Here is a 25,978-nt window from a genome sequence, read left to right as displayed (position 1 = left end):
CTTCTTTTTTGCTGTAGTTTAGATGGTATGGTAGAGTGATATTGGTTGTCTAACATACCATGTCTATAGAAATTAGTAGGTCTCTCTATTAAAAAAGCGAGGTGTAACGTATGAGCTCATTTGATCAAACGATGAGGTTTAATTTTCCTGAAGATCCTTTTGAACATGATGTTAATGAAGTGCTGTTGCAAGTATATGAAGCATTACAGGAAAAGGGGTATAATCCGATTAATCAAATAGTTGGATATTTACTTTCAGGAGATCCAGCCTACATCCCGCGCCATAGAGATGCTCGCAATATTATCCGTAAGCTTGAAAGAGATGAAATCATCGAAGAATTAGTAAAGTCCTACTTAAAACAACAGCGAGAGGGATAAAATATATGCGTAGTATGGGGTTAGACGTCGGTTCCAAAACGGTCGGCGTAGCGCTAAGTGATGCACTAGGCTGGACAGCGCAAGGGTTAAAAACCATTTTGATTAATGAAGAAGCAAATGAATTTGGCTTTGATGAAATTGGTGAATTAATTAATGAGCATGAAGTCACAAAGGTGGTCGTCGGTTTCCCGAAGAATATGAATGGAACAATCGGTCCAAGAGGAGAAGCAAGTCAAGTGTTTGCTAAAGAATTGGAAAAACGATTTGGTGTTGCTACAATTCTATGGGACGAGCGTTTAACTACAATGGCTGCTGAACGTGTTTTGCTTGAAGCTGATATGAGTAGAAAGAAGCGAAAAAAGGTAATTGATAAAATGGCTGCTGTCATGATATTACAAGGATATTTGAACAGCCAAAACTAATGAGGTGAACGTAATGAATAACGGTGAAAACAATATTACAGTAGTAGATGAACAAGGGAACGAACAATTATGTGAGGTTTTATTCACATTTGATTCAGAGGAATTTGGTAAGTCATATGTTCTTTACTACCCAGTGGGAGCAAATGAAGAGGATGAAGAAGATATTGAAATTCATGCATCTGCATTTATCCCAAGTGAAGACAACAACGATGGTGAATTAATGCCAATTGAAACAGATGAAGAGTGGGATCTTATTGAAGAGATGCTAAATACATTTCTTGCTGAAGACGAAGAGAACGAATAAGCTCTTGATTAAAGAGGTTCAGTATCACATGATGCCGAACCTCTTTTTTTGTTGCTTAAGAATGTATAAAATTCATCAATCATTGATTTGCACGACAACATCCTACTCCAGCGCCTAGCCCTGCGAGGTCATAAGCCAATTTAGCAAAGAACGCCTTCTAGTCTAAATTGGTTTATGCTTGACTTAGCATGACCAATGCGCCATTAGCTTTTGTATTCTTTTATCACTTTTAAAGATTTAGTAGTAATTACATGAATATTAAGGGTAACCGTTCAAGTCATTAGGATATTTTGACAGTTTCTACAATCTATGCTCAAATAAGTAAGGTAAATAGCCAGTTTCGATAATTTTCGCGCGGGATATAAAAATATAGTATAATGATTCGAGGTATAGACAAAAAGTATAAGTGTCTATTGAATGGAGGGGAACCTTTTTCCAATGGAAGATAAAAAAGAAAAAAAAGAAATCATACGCGAAAAAATGATTGAACGTCAAAAAGAGGCCAAGATTGTGAGAAAAATTGTCTTTATTATTACAACCGTTCTCGTTTTGGTCGTTGGCGGGATAGTCGGTGGAGGCTATCTTTATATTAAATCGGCGCTAGAGCCAGCTGATGCAAACAATCAACAGGAGAAACGTATCGAAATTCCCATCGGCTCAAGTGTAACAGATATATCAAACATCTTAGAAGAAAGCGGTATTATTAAAGATGCGCGTATCTTTAAATACTATATAAAATTTAAAAATGAAGCAGGCTTTATGGCTGGAGAATATATGCTGAAATCGTCTATGACTATTCCAGAAATCATTGAGAACTTAAAAACGGGAATGATTATGGAGGAAGTAGTATTCAAAATGACGATTCCTGAGGGGAAACAGCTTCAGCAAATTGCCGCTATTATTGCTGAAAAAACAGGTAGAACGGAAGAGGAAGTATTTAAGGCCTTAAATGATGAACAATTTATTAAGGACTTAATGGCCCGCTATCCTGATATTTTAACTGAAGAAATACTGAGGAAGGATATAAAATATCCTTTAGAAGGGTATTTATTCCCTGCAACATATCCATTTTATAAAGAAAATCCAACCATCCAAGAAATAGTTTATACGATGCTAGATAAAACAAAGGAAGTCATCTCTAATTATAGAGGACAAATGGAAACGTTGGAGTACACACCACATAAGCTGCTTACGATGTCTTCTTTAATCGAAGAGGAAGCAACCGAGCAGGTTGATCGAGACACAATAGCTAGCGTGTTCTATAATCGGATTGAGGTAGGCATGCCACTACAAACAGATCCAACGGTTCTATATGCACAAGGGGAGCATAAATCTAGAGTGTTATACAAAGATTTGGAAATTGATTCCCCTTATAACACTTATAAGTATCCAGGCCTGACACCGGGACCAATTGCAAATGCGGGTGTTACCTCGATAGAAGCAGCGTTAAACCCAGCGGATACGGATTACTTATATTTCTTAGCAACTGGATCTGGTGAAGTACTGTTCAGCACCACTCTTGATGAACACAACCAGAAGAAAGCACAGCATATTACAAATCAGTAGAACTCTTAAAGGGAGTGCAGAAAAATTAGCATTCCCTTTTTGTTTATGGTAAAATAGTTCAAGTGTTTTAAATAATCCTGGTGATAGCGTAATCTACAGAGCCCTGATGTTATGTTTTTTCAACGATTAGTTCTGTGAAACGCTATTTTTTCATGTTTAAATAGAACATTTTTCTTCATGATTGAGGTGATCCAGCTTGTTAGATCAACAGCTGATAGCATATATTGAAAATTTAATTCCTGGCCGAGGGGAACTTTTTAACGATATGGAAGCATATGCAAAAGAACACAATGTTCCCATTATGGAGCTTGTTGGGATGGAAACGCTGCTTCAACTATTAAGAATCCATCAGCCCAAAAAAATACTAGAAGTTGGTACTGCCATTGGCTATTCTGCCTTGCGAATGGCTACTGCTCTACCAGATGCTCATATTGTGACGATTGAACGAGACGAGGAGAGGGCTAATAAAGCTCTTTTCTTTATCCAGCAAGCAGAAAAATCAAGTCAGATTACGTTAGTGCAAGGTGACGCTCTAGAGGTAGAGGATCATATTAACCCGCTTGGCTTGTACGATGTAATTTTCATAGATGCGGCAAAAGGGCAATATAAGCGCTTCTTTGAGTTGTATGAAAACTATTTAAGCCCAGGTGGCTTAATAATCACAGATAATATCCTATATAAAGGGTTAGTTGTGGCAAAGGAGTTTAAAAACCGAAGACAACGTAGTCTTTTAAAAAAAATCAATGAATATAATGCATGGCTGCTGAGCCATCCGAATTATGATTCCGTCATTTTACCCGTAGGGGATGGAATCGTTATTAGTAAAAAGAGGTGAGGAAAATGAAGAAACCAGAACTACTTGTTACCCCATCCAGTATTGAAGATATTAAGCCATTAATAGATGCCGGAGCAGATGCCTTTGTTATCGGAGAGCAAAAGTTTGGATTGCGTCTAGCAGGTGAGTTTACTCGAGATGATGTGAAACAAACGATTTCACTTGCACATAATGAAGACAAGAAAGTATATGTGGCCATGAATGCCATTTTTCATAATGACAAAATTGAAGAAGCGAGAGATTATATTGGTTTTCTAAAAGAAGTACAAGTAGATGGGATTATTTTCGGTGATCCAGCTATTCTAATGCTAGCTCGTGAAGTGGCTCCAAAGTTAAAGCTACATTGGAATACAGAAACGACGGCTACGAATTGGTATACTTGCAATTATTGGGGAAGAAAAGGCGCTAAGCGCGCAGTGTTAGCCCGTGAGATTAATATGGATGCTGTTTTAGAAATGAAAGAGCATGCAGAAGTAGAGATTGAAGTTCAAATACATGGAATGACAGCAATGTTCCAATCGAAGCGTTCCTTATTAGGGAACTATTTTGAATATCAAGGGAAAGCATTAGAAATAGAAAATCGCAAGCTTGAAAAAAATATGCTCCTTCATGATAAAGAGCGCCATAACAAATATCCCATTTTTGAAGATGAAAATGGAACACATATAATGAGCCCTAACGATATTTGTATGATTGATGAGCTGCAGGAATTGATTGAAAAGGGAATAGATTCGTTTAAAATTGATGGTGTGTTAAAAAGTGCTGAATATATTATAGCCGTGACAAAGCTTTATCGTAACGGAATTGATCTTTGTGTAAACGACCCAGATGAATATGAAGATGTAAAGGACGAGCTACTTGGAGAAATTGAGAAGATCCAACCAGATAACCGTCCATTAGATACTGGATTTTTCTTTAAAGAAACGGTTTATTAAAGGAGGTTACAATCAATGACAACGGTAAAAGATAAGATTTCAACGATCGTTGACGGGAAACGCGTGATTGTCAAAAAACCTGAACTATTAGCGCCTGCGGGCAATTTAGAGAAATTAAAAATTGCTGTTCAATATGGAGCAGACGCCGTGTTTATTGGAGGACAAGAATACGGACTTCGTTCCAATGCGGATAACTTCACATTTGATGAAATGAAGGAAGGCGTAGAGTTTGCCAAAAAGTATGGTGCAAAAATTTATGTTACAACCAATATTTTTGCACATAATGAAAATATTGATGGATTAGAAGAATATATTCTAGGACTAAAAGAAGCTGGAATTGCAGGGATCATTGTGGCAGATCCGTTAATTATTGAAACCTGTCGGCGACTAGCACCTGAAATCGAAGTGCATTTAAGTACGCAGCAATCACTTTCAAACTGGAAAGCCGTTCAGTTTTGGAAGGAAGAAGGCTTAGAACGAGTTGTATTAGCACGTGAAACAAGTGCAGAAGAAGTTCAAGAAATGAAAGAAAAGGTAAATATTGAAATTGAAGCATTTATTCATGGAGCAATGTGTATTGCTTATTCAGGTCGTTGTACGTTAAGTAATCATATGACTGCTCGTGATTCGAACCGTGGTGGCTGCTGTCAATCATGTCGCTGGGACTATGATTTATATCAGGTAGAAGGTAATGAAGAAAAGGCATTGTACGATAACCAAGATGCTCCATTTGCCATGAGTCCTAAAGATCTTAAGTTAATTGAATCGATTCCTCGCATGATTGAGCTTGGTGTGGATAGCTTGAAGATTGAAGGACGTATGAAATCCATTCACTATGTAGCTACTGTGGTAAGTGTGTACCGTAAAGTCATTGATGCATACTGTGCAGATCCAGATCATTTCAAAATTAAGCAAGAATGGTTAGACGAGCTAGATAAATGTGCAAACCGTGATACAGCTCCAGCCTTTTTTGAAGGAGTTCCTGGGTATAAAGAACAGATGTATGGAAATCATAGCAAAAAGACAAAATTTGATTTTGTCGGCTTAGTGCTCGATTATAATGAAGAGACACAAATGGTGACACTTCAACAGCGTAATCATTTTAAGCCAGGTCAAGAAGTGGAGTTCTTTGGACCGGAGATTGATAACTTTAATCAAGTAATTGAGACGATTTGGGACGAGGATGGCAATGAATTAGATGCTGCTCGTCACCCGTTGCAAATTGTTAGGTTTAAAGTTGATCAACCGGTATACCCTAACAACATGATGCGAAAGGAGCTCTAGAAACAACATGAAACGCAAGCCAGTTGTTATTGGAGTAGCTGGTGGATCTGGTTCTGGAAAGACGAGTGTAACAAAAGCAATTTATGAACGTTTTAAAGGCCATTCCATTTTAATGCTAGAACAAGATTATTATTATAAAGACCAAAGTTATTTACCGTTTGAAGAAAGACTTCTTACAAATTACGATCATCCATTAGCTTTTGACAATGATTTACTCATTGAACATGTGAAGGCACTGTTAAATTATGAACCAATTGATAAACCGGTTTATGATTATGCCATGCATACTCGTTCAGAAGAAGTCATTGTAGTGGAGCCGAAGGATGTAATAATCCTAGAAGGAATTCTCGTATTAGAAGACGAGCGATTACGCAATTTAATGGATATTAAGCTTTATGTGGATACTGATGCAGACCTTCGTATTATAAGAAGGCTTGTAAGGGATATTAAAGAACGAGGTCGTTCCATTGACTCTGTTATTGAGCAATACGTAAATGTTGTTAGACCTATGCATAACCAGTTTATTGAGCCAACTAAACGTTATGCAGATGTAATTATACCTGAAGGTGGCCACAACTACGTAGCAATTGATCTAATGGTAACAAAAATTCAAACAATTCTTGAACAAAAATCATTTTTATGAAACAATAGCATAGATAATATTAGATGCTAGACAACTGTCATTGATTGATTCAAACAAATGGCAACTATACGAGTGATGCGCGCCCTATTTAATAGGACGCGCTCCTGTGCATTTACAGTTATCTGTAGGTGCACTACATATATTGAGCTAACTCCACATAAGGATTAGCGTCAAATGAACTAAATATATATACACAATCTAGCGGGGGTTGTGAACTAGAAGGAGTGAAGATTTTGGCTACAGAAAAAGTGTTTCCAATGACACAAGCAGGTAAAGAAAAGCTAGAACAAGAACTTGAACAATTAAAGACAGTAAAACGTAAAGAAGTTGTAGAACGTATTAAAATTGCTCGTAGTTTCGGAGATCTTTCTGAGAACTCAGAGTATGACTCTGCTAAAGAAGAGCAAGCCTTTGTGGAAGGACGTATTACAACTCTAGAAAACATGATTCGCAATGCGAAAATCATCTCAGAAGATGAGATGGGTGGAGATAGCGTAACATTAGGCCGCTCTGTTACATTTATTGAGCTTCCTGATGGCGATGAAGAAACATATACGATTGTTGGTAGTGCAGAAGCAGATCCATTTGAAGGGAAAATTTCAAATGATTCTCCAATTGCAAAGAGCTTAATCGGTCGTAAAGTAGGAGATCAAGTTACCATTCAAACTCCAGGTGGAGAAATGAGCGTTCGCATTACATCCATTAAATAAACGGATTTAATACAGAAATGTTTGAAAACAATCAACCTCGTCAACACTTTTGACGAGGTGTTTTTTTATGTGGAGAAAAAGAGTAATTATATGGTTAAGTATTACGTTAACATTAATGGGTCTGTTAATTGGTAGGCTCATTCAAGTACAGCTAGTGTCCACGACAAACTTTACTAAGCATGGAGTGAATTTAATTGAGGCAAGTGTTCAGCAACGCTCTCAAGAGGTAGTAATAGATAATGGCAGAGGTAATTTCCTCTATCAAAGTGGTGAACCCATTACACATAAAAATGTATCGGTGCTCGTTCTATTCCCATTTCTAAATCGGATGGAATGGGATGCAGCTGCTGTTGCCAACATTCTTGGAATTTCCGAATTGTCTCTTCGCCATTCCCTCAAAGACAAAGAAGAACCCTACGCATATGGAGACCCCTATCCATTTCGGTTAACAGAGGGACAAATGGAAAAGATTAATGAGCTGAAAATTCCTGGTGTATTTGCTGTAAATAAGAAATACAATTTATCGGTAAACCCAGCTGAACAGCTTATAGGAATCACAGGTGAAAATGCCACATTGTTAAGCAAGCGTTATCCGGATAAAGAGCTTTCAGGTAATACTTTAATTGGGCTAACAGGTATGGAAAAAAGCTTCGATGAATTTCTTTTACCCGATGGGAAATCAAAGCTTGTCTATCATGTAGATGGCATCGGTTCCCCATTGTTTGGTATCAATGTAAAATATGTCGAGCCAGCAAACCCCTTCTATCCGATTAACATACGTACGACAATTGATGAGGAATTGCAAAAGATAGCAGAAGAGCTAGTTGATCAGCATCCGATTGAAAAAGGTGGATTAGTTTTATTAGACATTGAAACCAATTCAGTGCTTGCCATGGTTTCAAGACCAACAATCAATAAGTATGCTCCTTTTAGTGATGAGGCGGGTGGTATTGAGAATCAAATGATTAAAGAGCAAATCATGGGATCTGTATTTAAGACGGTTGTTTCAGCCGCGGCCATTGAATATGAACTAGATGAACCTACTCGCTTATTTGATTGTAGTCAAAAGATAAATGGGGACCCAGATCTTGATCATGACTATGGAATGCTAAGTTTTAAAGAGAGCTTTGCGAGAAGCTGTAATAATACGTTTGGGACATTAGCAAAGGAATTAAAAAAAATCGATCCGAATATATTAGAGACGTTCGCAGAAAAGCTATCGCTGACTGGGCCTGTTAGCTGGAAGGGGGACATCTATCATTTTAATGACTTTGCGCAATTACAGGATGAGCAAAAAGGCCGTGTGTTTCGAACGGAAGAAGCTAAGAAGGATGATAATTTTGTAGCTATGTCAGGGATTGGACAACATGAGGTTCGGGCAACTCCACTAGCAATTGTTAATATGATGGCAACCATCGCAAAGGCAGGGAAGAAGGAGATGGTCCGAGTCGCATCTGAAATCGAATACAAAAATCAAACCTCTTTATTAAAATTTGAACAATCTCCACTGCCAGGGGATACAATTGCACCATATACCGCAATGAAACTGCAAATGCTTTTGCGAGAGGTTGTCATAAATGAAAATGGAACAGGAAGATGGTTTCAGAGTTTACCTTATGAAGTGGCAGGAAAATCAGGTACTGCTGAAACTGGAATCTATAAAGGGGATAAGCAGCTTCATAATAAATGGTTTGCCGGATACTTTCCATTTGAAAATCCTAAATATGCATTAGTTGCTGTTAATTTAGGAGTCTTTGAGGATGAAGGGGGGGTGAACCCTCTTTTTGCCGAAATGGTAAAAAAGGTCTACGTGTATAATCAAGAACCATAAATATCCCCTATTGGTCTCTGTTATTTATGATTATTACATGATACACTCAATTTCGTTTTTAGCTTTGTTTGATATATTTCTTCAAGTTTAAAGGAAGTCATGATAGAATGTTGAAGAGATAATGGGGTAGAGATTGAATGGTACAAGCAACCAACATGGTATGTAATATTCTACATAAATAGGGAGGGACCTTTTATGGATTATGAAAATGGTCGAACTCGATCTGGTAGACAAGCAAAAAAACGAAAGACAAATATTATTTTAAATAGTCTAATCGTATTAGTCATTTTATTAATCATTTTTGTTTCAGCCAATATATTCTTCGGAAATAATGATGAAAAAGCAACAAACGAAGTAGAGACAAGTGAAGAAAATACTGAAAAAGATGAGTCTCAACATCAGGAGCAACAGCAATCAGAATCGAGTAATGAACAGGAACAGACAGAATCAGAATCGACTGATGCATCCGAAGAAGCAAGTAGTAATCTTGAAACTGAAACAGAAGGAACGACAGAGAATGAAGAGGCCATTGTGACTGAAGGCGGATCTCCGAATGTTAAAAAGACAATCGTAAATCCTTCATGGAAGCCTGTTGGAACTTCACAAACAGGAGAGCATACAGCTGTATATAGTCAAGAATCACCTGATTGGGAAGAAATGCTACAAGCGATTAGTTACGGCTCAGGAGTAGACCAAGGAAATATGACCTTATGGTTTCTTGGGAATAATGGACCGAATCGATCTGTTGCAACAATTTCTACAAAAGATACGCAGCAAGCTTATCGAGTATATATTGAATGGATAGATGGAGAAGGCTGGAAACCTGAAAAAGTTCAAGAGCTTAAGGAAAACGATAAAGGAAAGCCAGTTGATCCAGAAGCAGAAGAAGAAGAAGAGTCTGATGATGATTAAGTAGGATAGGATGGGTGAATCCTATCCTATTTTTTGCTTCAACTCAACTTGTAACACGTATCGTCTCGAAAGTACGGCTTTAAAAAAGGGGATTGTCAATTAAATGGAGCTGCTTCCGCTATTTTTAAAGTGAACTACAGCTGAATACCATCTTCTTCCTTGTTCATCTAGATGCATTTGATGTGAAACGGAATGAACGCAAAGTAAGATACCTTTATTCACCTCGATTTGTTCATTGATTTTCTTTTCTAGCGTCTTTAAATCCGCCGCTTCAAAGAATTCGATTTTGTCTTTTATTAAATCAAATTGAAAATTCATCAATTTTCGTTCCTTTCTATTTAGATATCAACCTTATTTTATTTCGTAATTCCCTTGTTTTTCAATTATTCTATCTTAATCTTTACATGAAATAAAGACCAGTATGGAAATGGTTAATTGATTAATGGTAAAATGGTGTTTGTGTAAAATAGATGGAACAATAGAGTACATAAGAGGTTGCCTTTAAAACATAATATGTTAAAGCAGAAGGATCAAATTCTACACCATTTTAATCATAAGTGAGGTATTTAGAAATGAAAATAGCTATTATCGGAGCAATGGAAGAAGAAGTTACTGTATTACGGGACAAAATCGATAACCGAACACATGAAACAATTGCTGGCTGTGAATTTACTTTTGGGACGATGAATGGTGCAGATGTAATCCTCCTACGTTCGGGAATTGGAAAAGTTAATGCGGCAATGTCCAGTACAATTCTAATGGAAAAATATCAGCCAGATTACATTATTAATACAGGATCTGCTGGTGGGTTTAACCCTGAGTTAAATGTGGGTGACGTTGTCATTTCAACAGAAGTGCGCCACCATGATGTAGATGTTACTGCTTTTGGATACGAATATGGACAAGTTCCACAGCTCCCTGCAGCATTTGTAGCTAACGAAGAACTAGTACAAATCGCAGAAGAATGCGCGAAAGAAATAACAGATATCCAAGTTGTACAAGGGCTAATTGCAACGGGCGATTCATTTATGAATGATTCAAAACGAGTGGATTTTATTCGTGATAAGTTCGTTAATTTACAAGCACTTGAAATGGAGGCTGCTGCAATTGCACAGGTTGCACACCTATTCCAAATTCCATTTGTAATTATCCGCTCATTATCAGACATAGCAGGAAAAGAATCTCATGTTTCATTTGATCAATTTTTAGAAAAAGCAGCACTAAATTCATCATCATTAGTTATGAAGATCGTTGCTGCAATTAGAGAAAAGAATCAATAATTTCGTCAGTAACCATTTGCTTTATAACTGGTATTGCTTAACGAAACACGGAGAATCTATCATGAACAAAAACACACCCAGCATCTTCTAAGGGTGTGTTTTTCTACCTGAATTGCTGGAAATTGCATCACCTATCTTGCTAGTAGACATGTTACATTAATTTAGTAGGGTTATAGAACGAATCTAGCAAAGTGTAGGTGAGGTACCCATGAAACAACAAACAAAGCATCTAAATGATAAAATGGTCGATTGTAAGCGTTTTGCCATCGTTTTATTAGCAGTAGGAGCTTTATTTTATTTAGGTTCAATCATTCCTTCTGAAACTGATCATACTTTTGAAATATACATTAAACTAACGACTTCGATTGTCTTCTTAGGAAGTTCGATTATCTTATTTATGAAATCAAAATCCATTCGGAAGCAATTAGAAAAAATGGAAGAGTAAGAACGTTTCATGAGGAAAAGATGAAATGACTCCGATTAGTGGAGGTAAGATTGTAGGCAATTCGGCTGCAGTCTTTTTTTTGTGTGCACAAATGAGGTCTTTTTATGAAAAGAATAAATAATATTCAAAATAGGGGTTTACAAGTTCGATGAAAGTGGATATACTTACCATTGTAAGTAAAAAATTCTATTTTAAAGGAGGTCGAATGAAATGATCATGTTTGGATTAGGTTTATCGTCAACAACTTCATATGTATTAGAATATTCGACCGATAGGAATGGATTACTTCATTAATTTCAAAAGAAGTAAGTATAACCATGCCGTAGGGAGAATAAACCCCTAGGCTATTTTTGTGCCTAAATTTAGCTGCAGGGGGTTCCTTGCGGCTTTTTTGTTTGCAATTGGCAATATCGCCTATGTTTGAAAAAGTAAAAATTGGTTATGTATGTATAAAGGAGGTGAGAATATATGACACTGAATATATTGTTTTTAACCATTACAGTAAAAAAACGCAATTTAACACCAGAAGATGCAATTCGTCAACAAGAAGCACGTAAAATTCATGAACAAAATAAAGATCGTCAATTTTCAATCTATCGCCCGTTCTAATTTTGAGATTTTATGAAATTAACAAGAGAGAGGAGTTTATAAGATGGTATTTATGATTCAAGGACGTGAAGATATTTTATGGGTGGAGAAAGACTCCACCTAACTATACTATGTATAGGTAGGGAGATGATTCTGTGTTTCTACATGTATTGGTGCTTACATTAGGCTTACGAAAAAAGAAGTAATCGCCCATTTCAAGCATTGTGTAGTTTAACAAAAAGTTCACATCCAACCAAATTATTAACCATGTAAATATGGTAAATTTGAGTTAGAAAAGATAACCTTTCAAAGGGGTGTCGAACATGTTCGCAATTGTTATGGGCTTAGTTATATGCGGTGCGATCGGCTGCATAATTGCAGCTGAAGTGACAGCTGAAGAAGTATAAAACAGAAAAACATTAACCATACTCGGTTAATGTTTTTCTGTTTTATTAGACTGTTGAACATCAAACAGAATGTAGCTCAATCTGTACAGCATAGTTTTTAAACAATCACGTTTCGAAACTTCTCCTATTTATTCCGCCTTTCAGGACGTACCCATAAGTATCCTACGAGTAAGATGGTAGCAATTAACACGAGTAAAGTCTTCATAGAGAAGCCTTCAAAAATAAATTGAGCCGCACTCGAAAATACAACAATTATCAATACTAAAAATAATATCAGTTTATGTGGTGTCAACGTTTTTACCTCTTTCTATAAGTATCCTCTAAAATATTTTATCGAAACTCTTTACGTTCTGTCCATACTGGAATGCATATGTAAATATTATCCTCTAACAAGCTATTCTAAAAATAATATCATTGGGACAGACACATTTTTGTCTCGGTTTTCATAGGAATTAGTTATAGGCGAAAGTCCTTAAAACGGGGGTGGAATTTTGTCTGGTATTTTAACAGCACTTAGCTACTTGTTAAAAGAAGTCCTATTTCTCGTTTCATATGTTAAGAATAATGCCTTTCCTCAACCACTTTCTCCAGCAGATGAGAAAAAATACTTACGCTTAATGGCTGAAGGAGATGCACATGCTCGCAATATGCTAATTGAGCATAATTTACGTCTTGTTGCACATATAGTCAAGAAATTCGAAAATACTGGAGAAGATTCAGAGGACTTAATATCAATCGGAACGATCGGGCTAATCAAAGCCATCGAAAGCTACTCAGAAGGAAAGGGTACAAAGCTTGCAACTTACGCTGCGCGCTGTATAGAAAATGAAATTCTCATGCATTTACGCGCTTTAAAGAAGACGAAGAAGGATGTGTCTCTTCACGATCCGATTGGGCAGGATAAAGAAGGAAATGAAATCTCCTTAATTGACGTGTTGAAGTCAGAATCAGAAGATGTAATCAATACGATTCAGTTAAATATGGAGCTCGAAAAAGTGAAGGAATATATTGATGTCCTCGATGGAAGGGAAAAAGAAGTGATTGTAGGGCGGTTTGGGCTAGATTTAAAGAAGGAAAAGACCCAACGGGAGATTGCGAAAGAGCTAGGAATTTCAAGAAGCTATGTATCTCGAATTGAAAAGCGTGCGCTAATGAAGATGTTTCATGAATTTTATCGCGCAGAGAAAGAAAAAGGGAAAAAATAATAAACAATTATAGCAATAGAAACTGAAAACAGATTCTAAAAAGAGGGAGCGTTTGCTCTCTCTTTTGCTATTTCCATATAAAATTTATTGATCCAAGCAACGAAGGGTATGAGGGCTAGTGTTAAAATAAATCGGTATTGAGGATGTTGAATGGAATCTCACTTCACCAGCCTTGATAATTTCCTGCATTTGCCTATACGAATAATAGACGAATGCATATATTATAATTAAAGCTTATTGGATGGAAGGGAGGTTTCTGTTTATGTCATACGGCTATCCAAAATCATGCTCCTATGGTTACCCATTTGCATATCCTGTCCCTTATCCAGTACCATACCGAAGCGGTGGTGGTTGGGCTGCCCTCTTTATCGTTTTATTTGTTCTTTTACTCATCTTCGGTGGCTTTTGGTACTATGGATCGTATGATCGATAGATTAGCAAGATAGAAGTTTTCCGAAATTTCCAACTTATTGATAGAAATTTCGGAAAACTAAATATATAATATAGCTATACATATTTAAAGGAGGATCTATATGGCAACAACTACATACTCAGAGGTTTGGGATTTAGATATATTTTTTAAAAACGGGAGTGCATCTGAAGAGTTTACAAAACATCTTCAAGTAACGAACGACTTTATTCAAAAATTTAATCATCAAGTTCAAGAATGGAGACCGACCAATACTCCTTCTGATTACAATCAACTAACAGATTTTCTAGACCTTTTTCAGCAAGTAGCGAAGAAGCTCCGCCAAGCAGGAGCTTTTGTAAGCTGTCTTCAAGCGCAAAATACAGAAGATAAAAAAGCTGGGGATCTTAGAGCGAAAACAACGGAATTAAGTGCTTCATTCCAATCGGCGCTGACTGGTTTTGATCAAAAATTAACGACTTACGATCAGACGGTTTGGGAAGAGTTACTTCTAAATGATCATATAAAGGAGCTTAGCTTTGTTCTAAATGAGCGTAGAACGCATGCACTCGAGAAATTGTCACAGAAAGAAGAATCAACGATAAATGCATTAGGTGTTGACGGGTATCATGGATGGGGGCAAATGTACGATTTAATTGTCGGCAGCATTCAAATTCCATTTGAACAAGACGGAAAAGAACAGCTGCTATCCGTTGGTCAGGCAGCAAATAAATTCTCAAGCTCTAACCCAAAGGTTCGCAAAGATATGTTTACACAGTGGGAAAAGGCTTGGGGAGAAAAAGCAGACTATCTTAGCGAAACGCTAAACCATCTGGCAGGCTTTAGGCTGAATGTCTATAAACTTAGAGGCTGGGAGGATGTTTTAAAAGAACCACTTCAGATGAACCGAATGAAAAAAGAAACATTAGAGATGATGTGGAAAGTCATATCAGAAAATAAGCAACCTTTAGTAAAATTTTTAAACCGTAAAGCCAAAAGCTTAGGGCTAGAAAAGTTAAGCTGGTATGATCTCGATGCTCCACTTGGGAAATCTGAATCAAAGGTTAGCTACCAAGAAGGGGCAGATTTTATTCTAGAGCATTTCTCTCGTTTTGGAGAGGAAATGACATCATTTGCGAAAATGGCATTTGAAGATAAATGGATTGAAGCAGAAGACCGTCCTGGAAAAATGCCTGGAGGCTTTCATACGTATTTTCCAGAGAACAGCCAATCGCGTATCTTTATGACATTCTCAGGCTCTCCTTCCAATGTATCTACACTAGCTCACGAGCTTGGACATGGATTTCATACGTATGCGATGAGAGATTTGCATCTCCTAAACCGAAATTATGCCATGAATGTTGCTGAAACAGCATCCACCTTTGCTGAAATGATTGTGGCAGATGCTGCTGTGAAAAACGCTACCTCTGAAGAAGAAAAATTGGCGTTACTTGAAGATAAAGTCCAACGGTCAGTTGCATTATTAATGAATATTCATGCTCGATTCTTATTTGAAACTCGTTTTTATGAGGAAAGAAAACAAGGAATAGTAAGCACAGACCGGCTAAATGAATTGATGCTTGAGGCTCAAAAAGAAGCATATGGGAATGCGTTAGAAGATTATCATCCAACTTTTTGGGCTTCTAAGCTACATTTCTTTATCACAGGAGTTCCATTCTATAACTTCCCATATACCTTTGGTTACCTCTTTTCGCTTGGTATTTATGCAAGAGCATTAGAAGAAGGGAAAGGGTATGAGGAGAAATATATCGCTCTTTTAAAGGACACAGCTAGAATGTCTGTTGAAGAGTTGGCAATGAAACATTTAAATGTAGATCTAACTCAACCAGAATTCTGGGAAAAAGCTGTGAAATTATGTATGGACGATGTAGAAGAATTTCTAGCATTGACAGAAGGTAAATAATAAGAAAAACGGGCGGTCTCTTGGATGAGAGCGCCCGTTTCTTATTTAGAAGGGAAAATTACACGTTAGTTGCATATGGACTACATTTTCTTTATACGGAAAGGACTAATCATTAAAAAGGAAAGCACAATAATTAAAAATAAGATCCCTTGAGTTTGGATTACCGAAAGTGTTAGATAACTTAATGTGAGCAAGCAACCTGCAGCCGTAATTGGGAGACCGATAAAATATCCATTGTTCTCAGATATATTAAACTTTGCTAACCGTAAAGCTCCACAGCCAATATAGAAAATTGTAAAAAAGGCTCCAGGAGCACCAAATTCGTGCAATACACCAACATATAACAATAGTGCCGGTGCGACCCCAAAGGAGATAATATCACTCATCGAGTCGAGCTCTTTGCCCAATTCAGAAACAATTTGTAGCTTTCTAGCTACCATGCCATCAAAACGATCCAACAGTGCAGCAATAAAAATTAACAATAAGCTGACTTTAAGTTGATCGTTAAGTGTAGCAATAACTGAAAATCCACCGAGCATTAGGTTACTCATCGTCAATGCATTTGCAGCTTGTGCTTTAACCTTCTTCCATGTTGTATCAAGTACATGGGTTAAAAACATGTTCTCACTCCTTATTTCAGAACAGAACAATTATAATAATAGTCCCTATCGAATAACGTTTCGCTTTTTTCGTAATTTATTATATAATGATATTTTATTCTAAAACTTTTATGTCTGTCCGTAAAGGTAAAATTAAGTTAATGGAGGAGTTCTCTTGTTACAAGCAATTTATCGTTTGTTTATAGAGCTAACAAATGGAAGGGTTACTTCAGGACTTCTTAGAAGGTTTGCACAATCTAGAGCTAGCCAGCTGATTATACCCTCCTTTGCAAAAGTATATAAGATCAATCAGGAAGAAATGGAAAAGTCTATAAAGGATTATGAAACACTTCATGAGTTTTTTACTCGAAACATGAAAACAGATGTAAGAACCATCGATCAGAATCCAGACTCCATTGTAAGTCCTGTAGACGCAGTAATTGAAGATATGGGAGCCATACAACATGACCATACAATTACTGTAAAGGGTAAAAGCTATTCCATTTCTGAGATGCTTGGGGATGATAAGCTTTTACAAAAATATATGGATGGAACATATATTATTTTCTATTTAAGCCCTACAGACTATCATCGAATTCATAGTCCAATTTCTGGAAAAGTACAACACCAATGGACGTTGGGAGAGAAATCCTATCCAGTTAATCGATTAGGATTAAAATATGGAAAAGATACACTTTCGAAGAATTATCGGAAAATTACTGAAGTGAAGCATGAAAGAGGTCATATAGCAATCGTTAAGGTTGGGGCTATGTTTGTAAACTCAATTGAAGTCATTCATGAAGGCGATGAGCTCGTAAAAGGAAATGAAATGGCATATTTTAGTTTTGGCTCTACGGTTGTTTTATTGTTCGAGCACAATACATTTAAGCCCATCTCTGACATATCTCTGCCGATGAGTGTGAAAATGGGGCAAAAAATTGGAGAGGTAATATAGGTCGTTTTCAATCAAGGGTTGGATTCTCTATATAAAAGAAAAAAAGCCCTATGAAGGGCCATATCCAAATGATTAAGAAGAAACTCGAACATTATGTGATAAAGAACGTCGGTGAATTTCTGTTTCGATGAGGCGAATAAAATCCAAACTTAAGTTAAGTTCGATCGCTTTGTAATAAGATTCAATTAGCAATTCATCTGACAGTTTCCTCATACTAGGATCCACCTCCATAGGTAAAGTTATGGTACTAAAAAAGATTGTAGGTACATATACTGTATGTTTGCCTTTGCTGTATCTTTACTCTACCAAATAATAGATATTCGAACAACCGTTCCCTTATCCACAGGTTTCGGTGGATAACTTGTGGTTAATTTGTTTATAAATGGTAAAAAGGTATAGAATTCAATGTGTAGAATGTGAATAAAGTTATCCACAGTTGTAGAAAATCCGAGGGGATTGTCGAAAAATATTTCTTTTACTGTTAAAAATAGCAATTTTCGACAAAATCCCACATGGATATACAAGTTTTAATTGGGTTGTTGTCGATTGTTAAGTGGAAAGCTACTAAAGTAATGAAATAGATATAGCGGTAGGTTCTTATAAAAAGATTCAAGTTTTTTTTGAAAGCAAGGATAAAATTGGGTATGATGGAAACGGTGAATTCAAGGTTAAATAATGAGGTGTAAATAAAGTGCTAAAGCAATTTTTACCGGATCAGCATGTAAAAAGTATATTTGAGATTTCTCCTAAAGAATTAAAGGAGAGAAATATTAAAGGGATCATTACGGACTTAGACAATACGTTAGTGGAATGGGATCGCCCAAATGCAACTCCAAAATTAATTGAGTGGTTTGCTGAGATGAAACAAAATCAAATTCTTGTTACTGTTGTCTCGAACAATAAAGAAGCCCGGGTTAAGTCTTTTTCTGAGCCATTAGACATTCCATTTATCTATCAAGCGAGAAAACCGATGGGACAGGCTTTTAGAAGAGCATTGAAAGAAATGGGATTAAAGAAAACTGAAACAGTGGTAATCGGTGATCAGCTGTTAACAGACGTTCTAGGTGGTAACCGTAATGGATTTCATACGATTCTTGTTGTACCTGTAGCGCAAACAGATGGATTTGTAACGAGGTTTAATCGAAGAGTAGAAAGAAGAATCTTAAACTGGTTTAGAAAAAAAGGAATGCTTCAATGGGAGGATTAATTAGTGAGTGAACAATATGTATGTATTGGCTGTGGAGTTCAGATCCAAACAGACAATCCAGAAGAAATCGGATATGCTCCGCAATCCGCGTTTGAGAAAGAAACGATCATTTGTCAACGATGCTTTCGATTAAAGCATTACAATGAAGTTCAAGATGTAAGTCTGACAGATGATGATTTCTTGAAGATTTTAAATGAAGTAGGCAAAAGCGATGCTTTAATTGTAAAAATTGTTGATATCTTTGACTTTAACGGGAGTTGGCTACCAGGTATTCATCGTTTTGTCGGGAGAAATAAAGTTCTATTAATCGGAAATAAAGTAGATCTTCTTCCTAAGTCAGTGAAACCGAATAAGCTAATCAACTGGATGAAGCATGAAGCGAAACAGCTTGGCTTAAAGCCTGAAGAAGTCTTTCTAGTTAGTGCGTCTAGAGGACAAAATATTGCGGAAGTAGCTGAAGCTATTGATGAATATCGTGAGGGCAAGGATGTTTACGTGGTAGGGTGTACAAATGTTGGGAAATCTACGTTTATTAACCGCATTTTAAAAGAAGTATCAGGTGAGGAGGACGTAATAACGACTTCTCATTTTCCTGGTACTACATTAGATACGATTGAAATTCCATTATCTGATGGAAAGGCATTAGTTGATACACCGGGGATTATCAATCACCATCAGATGGCTCACTATGTCGATAAAAGAGATTTAAAGGTGATTACACCGAAAAAAGAAATTAAACCAAAAATATTTCAATTAAATGAAGAGCAAACGTTATTTTTTGGTGGATTAGCTCGTTTTGATTATATTAGCGGAGGGCGGCGCTCACTTGTCTGCTATTTCTCAAATGAGATTAACATCCATCGTACAAAGCTAGAAAATGCAGATGAATTATACAGCAAACATGTAGGCGAGATGTTAACTCCGCCACGAATCGAACAACTGGAAGATTTTCCAGAACTAGTGCGTCATGAATTTACAATTAAAGAGGGAAAAACAGATATCGTAATTTCTGGTTTAGGTTGGATTACAATCAATGAGCCAGGTGCAAAAGTAGCTGCGTATGTTCCGAAAGGCGTTCATGCCATCGTTCGCAAATCGCTCATATAAAATTTCTTGATATTGGAGGAGAGGATATGAAGAAATTATTCGCAGTTATTGGTGATCCTATTTCACATTCAATGTCACCTGCTATGCACAATGACTTGTTTAAGCGCTACGAAATAGATGCTCATTATCATCCCTTACACATTAAAGCGGAAGAGCTTGAGACAGCAATTAAGGGACTTAAAGCTATAGGGATTGCAGGATTTAACGTTACCATCCCACATAAAACAACTATCATCCCTTTTTTAGATCAAGTTGACCCTCTAGCTAGAGCCATTGGTGCTGTAAATACAGTAGTAAATGAAAATGGTCAATTGGTCGGTTATAATACAGATGGTGAAGGCTTTGTTAAAGGTTTACTTGCTGATTTTGAAACTGTACAAGAAAAAAAGTCTTTGGTTATTGGTGCAGGTGGGGCAGCGAGGGCAATCTACTATACGATGGCTCATTACGGTGTGAAATCGTTGGATATATGCAATCGGACTCAGAACCGAGCTCTGCAACTTGTACATGAAAGTCCTTATCAGGTGGAAACTTCTGTACAATCCATTAAGGAAGCAGAGGAGAATTTAGGAACATACGACTTAATCATTCAAACAACATCTATCGGGATGGTACCGAATCAACATCAGCAGCCATTATCCTTAAAAAATATGAAAGCAGAAGCTTTTGTCAGTGACATCATTTATAATCCATTTGAAACGATGCTTCTTCAAGAAGCAAAAAGGAATGGAGCTGGCGTTCAAAATGGACTTAATATGTTTATTTTTCAAGGTGCTCTCGCATTTCAAAAATGGACAGGAATTTCTCCTGATCCCGAAAGAATGAAAATGACAGTAATGAAACATCTAGGAGGATCCAAATGTTAACAGGGAAACAAAAGCGTTTTTTACGCTCAAAAGCTCACCACTTAAACCCAATTTTTCAAGTTGGAAAAGGTGGAGTAAATGATAATATGATTAAACAAGTAAGTGAAGCTTTAGAAGCAAGAGAACTAATGAAAATTAGTATTTTACAAAATTGTGATGAAGATAAAGATCTAGTAGCAGAGCAAATTGTAAGAGGAACGAAAGCGAATCTTGTTCAAATTATCGGAAATATGATTGTATTGTATAAAGAATCTAAAGAAAATAAGCAAATCCAATTACCTTAAGTCGTAATTAGGAGGGCGTCATTTGAGAAAAGTTGGCATCCTTGGAGGAACCTTTAATCCTCCCCATTATGGACATTTGATTATGGCAAATGAGGTTCTCTCATCCTTTGATTTAGATGAAGTATGGTTTATGCCGAATCAACAGCCTCCCCATAAAAGTCATGCAGATCTAGTTCATCATACGGATCGACTAAATATGCTTGGACTTGCAATTGAGGGAAATGAGAAGTTTAAAATTGAGCGTATTGAACTAGAGAGGGAAGGTCGTTCATTTACGTATGACACGATGGTGGAATTAAAAGAACGACATTCACACGAGTTTTACTTTATTATTGGTGCAGATATGATAGAATACTTGCCTAAATGGTATAGGATTGATGAATTAATTAAGATGGTACAGTTCATTGGTGTTAACCGCCCTGCCTACTGTCATGAAACAAGCTATCCAATCCTTAATACTGAAATTCCTGATATTACAATCTCCTCCAGTATGATTCGAAAGCGTATAAAGGAAGGCAAGACAACAAGATATTTTCTTCCTGACACTGTTAGAACATATATAAAGGAGAACCATCTTTATGAATCGTAAACAGGCATTAAAAATCGTTGAAGAGCAATTAACACCTCATCGGTATGAGCATACGCTAGGTGTAATGGAAACCGCTATTGAACTTGCTGCCCATTATGGAGCAGATGAGAAGAAAGCCGAACTAGCAGCGATTTTCCATGATTATGCGAAATTTCGTCCAAAAAAAGAGATGAAAAGAATTATTGAGGAACAGGGGATGCCTAAAGAGCTGCTTGTTTATGGAAAGGAGCTCTGGCATGCGCCAGTAGGGGCATTTCTAGTGGAAAAGGAAGCAGGGATTACAGACTCAGAAGTGCTTGACGCAATTCGTTACCATACTGCAGGAAGGCCAGGAATGACCTTACTTGAGAAAGTAATCTATATTGCAGATTATATTGAGCCAGGGAGACATTTTCCAGGAGTGGACGAAGTAAGAGAAATGGCTAAGTCCGACCTGGATTTAGCGTTAGCTCAGTCCATTAAAAATACGATATTATTTTTAATGAAAAAGAACCTGCCGATCTATCCAGAAACATTTCTTACTTATAATGAGTTAACCATGAAAGCGGAGGATTGATTAGATGAGTGAAAGAAAGCTATTATTATCAACTGTAAAAGCAGCAGACGACAAAAGAGCAGAAGATATTCTCGTATTGAATATGCAAGGAATTTCGTTAATAGCTGACCATTTTGTGATTTGTCACGGGAATTCAGAAAAACAAGTACAAGCAATTGCCCGTGAAATCAAAGAAAAAGCAGAAGAAAATGGTTATCATGTGAAGCGTCTTGAAGGCTTTGACGAAGCAAAGTGGATTCTAGTGGACTTAGGAGATGTAGTTGCCCATATTTTCCACCGTGATGAAAGAAGCTATTATAAACTTGAACGTCTTTGGGGCGATGCGCCAATTGAAAATGTGTTAAGCGAGCTAAGCTAATGTCCTATGGAGATTTTGCGTATATTTATGATGAACTGATGAGTCATGTTCCTTATGATCAGTGGGTAAAGCTTGTGAAGGATAAACAAGAAAAATATAGTATCAACGAAGGGAATCAATTATTAGACCTTGCGTGTGGTACAGGTGAATTATCCATTAGGTTTGCAAACGAAGGTTTTGCAGTTACTGGGATTGATCTTTCAGAGGATATGCTAGCCGTTGCTCACTCTAAAGCAATGGAACATCAACAATCGATTCAATTCCTTCAACAGGATATGTCCGAACTTGAGGGGCTTGATCAATTCGATATTATTGGGATTTTTTGTGACTCTCTAAATTATTTACAAACAGAGGAGCAAGTCACTCAAACATTTAAGAGTGTATTTAATTACCTGAAAGATGGCGGTTTATTCATTTTTGATGTGCATTCAGTATTTAAAGTCATGCAAGTTTTCATGAATCAAACATTTGCATTGAACGATGAAGAGATAAGCTATATTTGGCATTCTTATCAAGGGGAGCACCCAAACAGCGTTGAACATGATTTAACATTTTTTGTTTTTGATGAAGAAACAGGTAGTTATAACCGGTACGATGAGCTTCATTTTCAGAGAACGTTCCCAATCCAAGTATATGAAGCATGGTTAAAAGAGATTGGGTTTGAACTTTTAGATATCACAGCAGATTTTGAAAATACGCCTCCACAGACTCAATCAGAGCGCATTTTCTTTACGTTAAGAAAAAGAGCATAATTAAAAAGTGAAATAAACGATCAAGTCATGAGGATGATTTGATCGTTTTTCTATTTGGTTTTTTGGCCGTTTTCGTATCTATTGTTGCTTTTGAAATATGGGCAGTTTTCCCTCCAATATACACGCTTACCACAGGGTAGGCGGTGAATCTCCACTGCTTAGCTGTCGTCTTGGAACTTTAGATTTCAAACTGTTAGCCTTCGTATGAAGAGGAAAACTCCCAGGAATAAAATAACAATCATTTGGAAAATGTCCTTTTTTCGGAAGATAGTTTTGTCTCTAGTTTATGGCTGCAAATAATCTGTAGCTAGAAACGTATTAGATTAATTGTGATAAGATGGATTAAAAATAGGAGGGACAAAATGAAAATTTCACTTATTCGTCATGGGCGTTCGCTCTGTGAAAAGCAACGATCCTTAACATATGAGGAGTTTAAAAATTGGGTAATGCAATACGACGAACTTGGAGTATCGGAAGAATTAGAATATCCTAAAGAAACAGTAAGAGAAATCGAATCTTCATCCATCGTTTTAACAAGTAATTTAAAGCGTTCCATCGTTTCAGCAAAGTATTTACTTGTAAAAGAGAATGTTGATTCATCTTCTTTATTTAGAGAAATAGAGTTACCTTTGCCACAAATCAAATGGCTCCCGATTAAGCTACATTCGGACCTATGGCTATTATGGTTTCGGACTTTGTGGTTTTGTGGATATAGCAAAGGGTGTGAATCGTATAAACAGGCGAAGCAACGAGCCGAGCATGCGGCGGTAAAATTAGTAAGTTATGGAGGGAAACACTCTTCCATCGTATTAGTAGGCCATGGATTCTTTAATCAACTTATTGCAAATGAATTACGAAACCAAGGGTTTCAAGGGGGAACGCGTACCTCCACACAGCACTGGGCAGTTACTATCTATGAAAAGTAAAAAAGCCAAAGCTTGTGGACTCATTTCCAACGAGCTTTGGCTTTGTGAAACATTTGTGAACTTCATGCGATAAGAAGGATTTCTAGTGAAATTGCTGAATAGTTAATGTGTATATTGTTTTTTTGTCAGCTCTAGATCGTCATCAAATTTCCTGTGTGTCGCTTGAAATAGCTGATTAAACACATCTCCCAGTCCATCCTCTAACACTTTTATTCCTTCACCAGTAATTCCGCCCTTTACACACACTTTTTCCTGTAGTGTAGGGAGTGTAAAGAACCCTTTTCGCAACAGTTCTCCTAACCCAATTAACATGTCACTTGCGAGTTTTGTAGCAGCTTCTTCGTCTATCTCTGTTTCTTCAACTGCTCCTTCGATAAACCTTCTGGTTAAATAGCTGAAAAACGCCGGGCCACAGCTGACAATATCTGATGCCACTCTCGTTATATCTTCTTCTATCTCCATTGGTGTAGAAATGGCTCGAAACATGTCTTGTAATAAATCTCTCCATCCGTGTGTGCATTGATTACCGAATGACAGAAGTGAGACCCCTGCTAGGGCTCGGTTTGTAATACTCGGAATGGCCCTCGCTACGGAGCAATCTACAATTGTTTCTATCTGTTCCACACTTATTGGACTTGTAATCGATACAACACACTTGTTTTCATTAAGATACGGTTTAATGGTTTGTAACACCGGATATACATCATGAGGTTTTACACATATAAATACTAGCTCCGCATTTCTAGCAATGTCCTCTGCTTTATCTACAACTGTAACAGCCTCATACACTTCTTGGATTTTTAATGCTTTCTGTTTTGTTCTATTCATAACCATCATGGAAGAAGGGGAAACGGCATTCCCATCAATTAATGCCTCAATTAATATTCTCCCCATATTACCTGTACCAATGAATCCGATTTTCATGGTTCCATCCCTCCTTCACAATCTAGCTTCTCATAAAACAATATGTGGAAATTGAAATGATTATGCCTAAGAAAGGGTGAGTTTTCTTGATAGATTGGCTGAAAATAAATAAAAATTCCGTCATCATTGGAGTAGGGGGTGTCGTCCTTTGTAGCTTGATTTTTCTTTTGGTTGGAAAAGAAGAGGAGCAGGCTATTCAAATCAGTGAACAGATGCAAGAGGGAACATTAGAAGAAAATGAGGAAAAAGAGAAAGGAGCTCCTCAACAAGAAGCAATCAAACGGTTGATGGTAGATGTTAAGGGATTCGTTCATCACCCCGGGGTATATGAAGTTGAAGAAGGAAGTCGGGTCCAAGATGTCATTCGATTGGCTGGAGGGCTTAGAGAGAATGCAGATGGGAATGGCGTTAATTTTGCCATGCGTGTGGAAGATGAAATGGTCTTATATATCCCAATGATTGGTGAGCAAATTGAATCAATAGTAGCTGCTAACAATACTTCATCAAGTGGAGAAGAGGGCAAGGTCAATCTGAATAAAGCGACTGAAACGGAATTACAAACGCTACCTGGGATAGGTCCTTCAAAAGCAGCTGCAATTATAGAGTATAGAGAGTCAAACGGAGAATTTGCAACAATTGAAGACTTACAAAATATTAGTGGCATTGGTGAGAAAACATTTGAAAAATTAAAGGACCTAGTCTCAGTAAAGTGAAATGGAGGAATACACTGAAACATGCCCCAATTTCATTCATATTCCCTTATAATAGAATGGTACAT

At 37.0% G+C, this 25,978-nt stretch carries 33 protein-coding genes; 28 read left to right on the top strand and 5 right to left on the bottom strand.

All coding sequences use genetic code 11. The annotated features are described in order from the left end of the window. The first annotated feature begins 110 nt into the window (after positions 1-110). The 11 genes from LS684_RS15105 (at position 111) to LS684_RS15055 (ending at position 9,819) form a co-directional block, all read left to right on the top strand. A complete protein-coding gene (locus LS684_RS15105; RefSeq protein ID WP_233807136.1) occupies positions 111-377 on the top strand; it encodes an IreB family regulatory phosphoprotein in 267 nt (88 codons plus the stop codon). A gap of 5 nt (positions 378-382) precedes the next feature. Further along, the gene (gene ruvX / locus LS684_RS15100; RefSeq protein ID WP_233807134.1) at positions 383-799 is read left to right on the top strand and encodes a Holliday junction resolvase RuvX; all 417 of its coding nucleotides are present in this window, start codon (positions 383-385) and stop codon (positions 797-799) included. Positions 800-812: 13 nt separating this feature from the next. Then, positions 813-1,103 (top strand): DUF1292 domain-containing protein, encoded by a 291-nt coding sequence (locus tag LS684_RS15095; protein ID WP_233807133.1) that lies wholly within the window; start codon positions 813-815, stop codon positions 1,101-1,103. Positions 1,104-1,541: 438 nt separating this feature from the next. Further along, positions 1,542-2,669, top strand: coding sequence for an endolytic transglycosylase MltG (gene mltG, locus LS684_RS15090; RefSeq protein ID WP_233807132.1), 1,128 nt, complete (start codon positions 1,542-1,544; stop codon positions 2,667-2,669). Positions 2,670-2,865: 196 nt separating this feature from the next. Continuing rightward, entirely contained in the window at positions 2,866-3,504 is a 639-nt protein-coding gene (locus tag LS684_RS15085; RefSeq protein ID WP_233807131.1) for an O-methyltransferase, read from the top strand. Positions 3,505-3,509: 5 nt separating this feature from the next. Then, positions 3,510-4,439 (top strand): peptidase U32 family protein, encoded by a 930-nt coding sequence (locus tag LS684_RS15080; protein WP_233807130.1) that lies wholly within the window; start codon positions 3,510-3,512, stop codon positions 4,437-4,439. A gap of 15 nt (positions 4,440-4,454) precedes the next feature. Beyond that, entirely contained in the window at positions 4,455-5,723 is a 1,269-nt protein-coding gene (locus tag LS684_RS15075; RefSeq protein ID WP_233807129.1) for a peptidase U32 family protein, read from the top strand. Between the two features lie 7 nt (positions 5,724-5,730). Further along, positions 5,731-6,366 (top strand): uridine kinase, encoded by a 636-nt coding sequence (udk, locus tag LS684_RS15070; protein WP_233807127.1) that lies wholly within the window; start codon positions 5,731-5,733, stop codon positions 6,364-6,366. Between the two features lie 233 nt (positions 6,367-6,599). Continuing rightward, positions 6,600-7,076, top strand: a complete 477-nt coding sequence (greA, locus tag LS684_RS15065) for a transcription elongation factor GreA (RefSeq protein ID WP_233807126.1) — start codon at positions 6,600-6,602, stop codon at positions 7,074-7,076. 67 nt (positions 7,077-7,143) lie between these two features. After that, positions 7,144-8,907 carry a peptidoglycan D,D-transpeptidase FtsI family protein gene (locus LS684_RS15060; protein WP_233807125.1) on the top strand — a complete coding sequence of 588 codons (1,764 nt, stop codon included), beginning with the start codon at positions 7,144-7,146 and terminating at the stop codon, positions 8,905-8,907. A gap of 195 nt (positions 8,908-9,102) precedes the next feature. Then, positions 9,103-9,819, top strand: coding sequence for a YrrS family protein (locus LS684_RS15055; RefSeq protein ID WP_233807124.1), 717 nt, complete (start codon positions 9,103-9,105; stop codon positions 9,817-9,819). A gap of 99 nt (positions 9,820-9,918) precedes the next feature. On the opposite strand, the gene LS684_RS15050 is transcribed toward LS684_RS15055, so the two are convergent. Then, positions 9,919-10,137 carry a YrzA family protein gene (locus LS684_RS15050; RefSeq protein ID WP_233807123.1) on the bottom strand — a complete coding sequence of 73 codons (219 nt, stop codon included), beginning with the start codon at positions 10,135-10,137 and terminating at the stop codon, positions 9,919-9,921. Positions 10,138-10,391: 254 nt separating this feature from the next. Between LS684_RS15050 and mtnN the strand changes: the two genes are divergently transcribed. The 3 genes from mtnN (at position 10,392) to LS684_RS15035 (ending at position 12,153) form a co-directional block, all read left to right on the top strand. Further along, positions 10,392-11,099, top strand: a complete 708-nt coding sequence (gene mtnN / locus LS684_RS15045; protein WP_233807122.1) for a 5'-methylthioadenosine/S-adenosylhomocysteine nucleosidase — start codon at positions 10,392-10,394, stop codon at positions 11,097-11,099. A gap of 208 nt (positions 11,100-11,307) precedes the next feature. After that, the gene (locus LS684_RS15040; RefSeq protein ID WP_233807121.1) at positions 11,308-11,544 is read left to right on the top strand and encodes a YrhC family protein; all 237 of its coding nucleotides are present in this window, start codon (positions 11,308-11,310) and stop codon (positions 11,542-11,544) included. 468 nt (positions 11,545-12,012) lie between these two features. Next, positions 12,013-12,153, top strand: a complete 141-nt coding sequence (locus LS684_RS15035; RefSeq protein WP_233807119.1) for a YrzI family small protein — start codon at positions 12,013-12,015, stop codon at positions 12,151-12,153. Positions 12,154-12,663: 510 nt separating this feature from the next. Here LS684_RS15035 and LS684_RS15030 read toward each other — a convergent pair. Beyond that, entirely contained in the window at positions 12,664-12,831 is a 168-nt protein-coding gene (locus LS684_RS15030) for a hypothetical protein (RefSeq protein WP_233807117.1), read from the bottom strand. A 199-nt stretch (positions 12,832-13,030) separates the two neighbouring features. On the opposite strand from LS684_RS15030, the gene sigK reads away from it, so the two are divergent. The 3 genes from sigK to LS684_RS15015 all read left to right on the top strand — a co-directional run bounded on the left by sigK (position 13,031) and on the right by LS684_RS15015 (position 16,077). After that, a complete protein-coding gene (sigK, locus tag LS684_RS15025) occupies positions 13,031-13,744 on the top strand; it encodes an RNA polymerase sporulation sigma factor SigK (protein ID WP_233807115.1) in 714 nt (237 codons plus the stop codon). Positions 13,745-14,006: 262 nt separating this feature from the next. Continuing rightward, positions 14,007-14,177 carry a hypothetical protein gene (locus tag LS684_RS15020; protein ID WP_233807113.1) on the top strand — a complete coding sequence of 57 codons (171 nt, stop codon included), beginning with the start codon at positions 14,007-14,009 and terminating at the stop codon, positions 14,175-14,177. Between the two features lie 100 nt (positions 14,178-14,277). After that, positions 14,278-16,077 carry a M3 family oligoendopeptidase gene (locus LS684_RS15015; RefSeq protein ID WP_233807111.1) on the top strand — a complete coding sequence of 600 codons (1,800 nt, stop codon included), beginning with the start codon at positions 14,278-14,280 and terminating at the stop codon, positions 16,075-16,077. An 80-nt stretch (positions 16,078-16,157) separates the two neighbouring features. Here the strand turns inward: LS684_RS15015 and pssA are convergent, their stop codons facing one another. Beyond that, a complete protein-coding gene (pssA, locus tag LS684_RS15010; protein WP_233807110.1) occupies positions 16,158-16,697 on the bottom strand; it encodes a CDP-diacylglycerol--serine O-phosphatidyltransferase in 540 nt (179 codons plus the stop codon). A 154-nt stretch (positions 16,698-16,851) separates the two neighbouring features. Here pssA and LS684_RS15005 point away from each other — a divergent pair, with 154 nt between their 5' ends. Continuing rightward, on the top strand, positions 16,852-17,631 hold the full coding sequence (locus LS684_RS15005) for a phosphatidylserine decarboxylase (RefSeq protein ID WP_233807109.1): 780 nt from the start codon (positions 16,852-16,854) through the stop codon (positions 17,629-17,631). A gap of 72 nt (positions 17,632-17,703) precedes the next feature. On the opposite strand, the gene LS684_RS15000 is transcribed toward LS684_RS15005, so the two are convergent. Further along, positions 17,704-17,844, bottom strand: coding sequence for a sporulation histidine kinase inhibitor Sda (locus tag LS684_RS15000; RefSeq protein ID WP_284701567.1), 141 nt, complete (start codon positions 17,842-17,844; stop codon positions 17,704-17,706). Positions 17,845-18,322: 478 nt separating this feature from the next. Here LS684_RS15000 and LS684_RS14995 point away from each other — a divergent pair, with 478 nt between their 5' ends. The 9 genes from LS684_RS14995 (at position 18,323) to LS684_RS14955 (ending at position 24,276) form a co-directional block, all read left to right on the top strand. Next, positions 18,323-18,838 carry a YqeG family HAD IIIA-type phosphatase gene (locus LS684_RS14995; RefSeq protein WP_233807107.1) on the top strand — a complete coding sequence of 172 codons (516 nt, stop codon included), beginning with the start codon at positions 18,323-18,325 and terminating at the stop codon, positions 18,836-18,838. 3 nt (positions 18,839-18,841) lie between these two features. Continuing rightward, positions 18,842-19,945 (top strand): ribosome biogenesis GTPase YqeH, encoded by a 1,104-nt coding sequence (gene yqeH / locus LS684_RS14990; protein ID WP_233807106.1) that lies wholly within the window; start codon positions 18,842-18,844, stop codon positions 19,943-19,945. A 26-nt stretch (positions 19,946-19,971) separates the two neighbouring features. Further along, on the top strand, positions 19,972-20,811 hold the full coding sequence (gene aroE, locus LS684_RS14985) for a shikimate dehydrogenase (RefSeq protein ID WP_233807105.1): 840 nt from the start codon (positions 19,972-19,974) through the stop codon (positions 20,809-20,811). After that, on the top strand, positions 20,805-21,095 hold the full coding sequence (yhbY, locus tag LS684_RS14980; RefSeq protein ID WP_233807103.1) for a ribosome assembly RNA-binding protein YhbY: 291 nt from the start codon (positions 20,805-20,807) through the stop codon (positions 21,093-21,095). The genes aroE and yhbY overlap by 7 nt, the downstream gene beginning before the upstream one ends. Positions 21,096-21,117: 22 nt before the next feature. Next, a complete protein-coding gene (locus tag LS684_RS14975) occupies positions 21,118-21,684 on the top strand; it encodes a nicotinate-nucleotide adenylyltransferase (RefSeq protein WP_233807102.1) in 567 nt (188 codons plus the stop codon). Continuing rightward, positions 21,674-22,240: a bis(5'-nucleosyl)-tetraphosphatase (symmetrical) YqeK gene (gene yqeK / locus LS684_RS14970; RefSeq protein WP_233807101.1), complete on the top strand. Its 567-nt coding sequence runs from the start codon at positions 21,674-21,676 to the stop codon at positions 22,238-22,240. The genes LS684_RS14975 and yqeK overlap by 11 nt, the downstream gene beginning before the upstream one ends. Positions 22,241-22,244: 4 nt before the next feature. Further along, complete coding sequence (rsfS, locus tag LS684_RS14965; protein WP_233807100.1) at positions 22,245-22,598, top strand: ribosome silencing factor; 354 nt, start codon at positions 22,245-22,247, stop codon at positions 22,596-22,598. Continuing rightward, positions 22,598-23,350: a class I SAM-dependent DNA methyltransferase gene (locus tag LS684_RS14960; RefSeq protein WP_233807099.1), complete on the top strand. Its 753-nt coding sequence runs from the start codon at positions 22,598-22,600 to the stop codon at positions 23,348-23,350. The genes rsfS and LS684_RS14960 overlap by 1 nt, the downstream gene beginning before the upstream one ends. Positions 23,351-23,712: 362 nt before the next feature. Then, entirely contained in the window at positions 23,713-24,276 is a 564-nt protein-coding gene (locus LS684_RS14955) for a histidine phosphatase family protein (protein ID WP_233807098.1), read from the top strand. A 102-nt stretch (positions 24,277-24,378) separates the two neighbouring features. On the opposite strand, the gene comER is transcribed toward LS684_RS14955, so the two are convergent. Continuing rightward, the gene (gene comER / locus LS684_RS14950) at positions 24,379-25,200 is read right to left on the bottom strand and encodes a late competence protein ComER (RefSeq protein ID WP_233807097.1); all 822 of its coding nucleotides are present in this window, start codon (positions 25,198-25,200) and stop codon (positions 24,379-24,381) included. Positions 25,201-25,286: 86 nt separating this feature from the next. Between comER and LS684_RS14945 the strand changes: the two genes are divergently transcribed. Next, entirely contained in the window at positions 25,287-25,913 is a 627-nt protein-coding gene (locus LS684_RS14945; protein ID WP_233807095.1) for a helix-hairpin-helix domain-containing protein, read from the top strand. The last annotated feature ends 65 nt before the right edge of the window (positions 25,914-25,978 follow it).

This window comes from Cytobacillus spongiae, assembly GCF_021390075.1.
Note: the sequence above shows the minus strand (reverse complement) of the source record. Positions and strands in the feature narration are given on the sequence as shown.

Bases quoted from the DNA above. Each gene is read 5' to 3' on its own strand.
- LS684_RS15105 (WP_233807136.1), top strand. From the start codon at position 111: ATGAGCTCATTTGATCAAACGATGAGGTTTAATTTTCCTGAAGATCCT.
- ruvX (WP_233807134.1), top strand. From the start codon at position 383: ATGCGTAGTATGGGGTTAGACGTCGGTTCCAAAACGGTCGGCGTAGCG.
- LS684_RS15095 (WP_233807133.1), top strand. From the start codon at position 813: ATGAATAACGGTGAAAACAATATTACAGTAGTAGATGAACAAGGGAAC.
- mltG (WP_233807132.1), top strand. From the start codon at position 1,542: ATGGAAGATAAAAAAGAAAAAAAAGAAATCATACGCGAAAAAATGATT.
- LS684_RS15080 (WP_233807130.1), top strand. From the start codon at position 3,510: ATGAAGAAACCAGAACTACTTGTTACCCCATCCAGTATTGAAGATATT.
- LS684_RS15075 (WP_233807129.1), top strand. From the start codon at position 4,455: ATGACAACGGTAAAAGATAAGATTTCAACGATCGTTGACGGGAAACGC.
- udk (WP_233807127.1), top strand. From the start codon at position 5,731: ATGAAACGCAAGCCAGTTGTTATTGGAGTAGCTGGTGGATCTGGTTCT.
- LS684_RS15060 (WP_233807125.1), top strand. From the start codon at position 7,144: ATGTGGAGAAAAAGAGTAATTATATGGTTAAGTATTACGTTAACATTA.
- LS684_RS15055 (WP_233807124.1), top strand. From the start codon at position 9,103: ATGGATTATGAAAATGGTCGAACTCGATCTGGTAGACAAGCAAAAAAA.
- LS684_RS15050 (WP_233807123.1), bottom strand. From the start codon at position 10,137: ATGAATTTTCAATTTGATTTAATAAAAGACAAAATCGAATTCTTTGAA.
- mtnN (WP_233807122.1), top strand. From the start codon at position 10,392: ATGAAAATAGCTATTATCGGAGCAATGGAAGAAGAAGTTACTGTATTA.
- LS684_RS15040 (WP_233807121.1), top strand. From the start codon at position 11,308: ATGAAACAACAAACAAAGCATCTAAATGATAAAATGGTCGATTGTAAG.
- LS684_RS15035 (WP_233807119.1), top strand. From the start codon at position 12,013: ATGACACTGAATATATTGTTTTTAACCATTACAGTAAAAAAACGCAAT.
- LS684_RS15020 (WP_233807113.1), top strand. From the start codon at position 14,007: ATGTCATACGGCTATCCAAAATCATGCTCCTATGGTTACCCATTTGCA.
- LS684_RS15015 (WP_233807111.1), top strand. From the start codon at position 14,278: ATGGCAACAACTACATACTCAGAGGTTTGGGATTTAGATATATTTTTT.
- pssA (WP_233807110.1), bottom strand. From the start codon at position 16,697: ATGTTTTTAACCCATGTACTTGATACAACATGGAAGAAGGTTAAAGCA.
- LS684_RS15000 (WP_284701567.1), bottom strand. From the start codon at position 17,844: ATGAGGAAACTGTCAGATGAATTGCTAATTGAATCTTATTACAAAGCG.
- aroE (WP_233807105.1), top strand. From the start codon at position 19,972: ATGAAGAAATTATTCGCAGTTATTGGTGATCCTATTTCACATTCAATG.
- yhbY (WP_233807103.1), top strand. From the start codon at position 20,805: ATGTTAACAGGGAAACAAAAGCGTTTTTTACGCTCAAAAGCTCACCAC.
- yqeK (WP_233807101.1), top strand. From the start codon at position 21,674: ATGAATCGTAAACAGGCATTAAAAATCGTTGAAGAGCAATTAACACCT.
- rsfS (WP_233807100.1), top strand. From the start codon at position 22,245: ATGAGTGAAAGAAAGCTATTATTATCAACTGTAAAAGCAGCAGACGAC.
- LS684_RS14960 (WP_233807099.1), top strand. From the start codon at position 22,598: ATGTCCTATGGAGATTTTGCGTATATTTATGATGAACTGATGAGTCAT.
- LS684_RS14955 (WP_233807098.1), top strand. From the start codon at position 23,713: ATGAAAATTTCACTTATTCGTCATGGGCGTTCGCTCTGTGAAAAGCAA.
- comER (WP_233807097.1), bottom strand. From the start codon at position 25,200: ATGAAAATCGGATTCATTGGTACAGGTAATATGGGGAGAATATTAATT.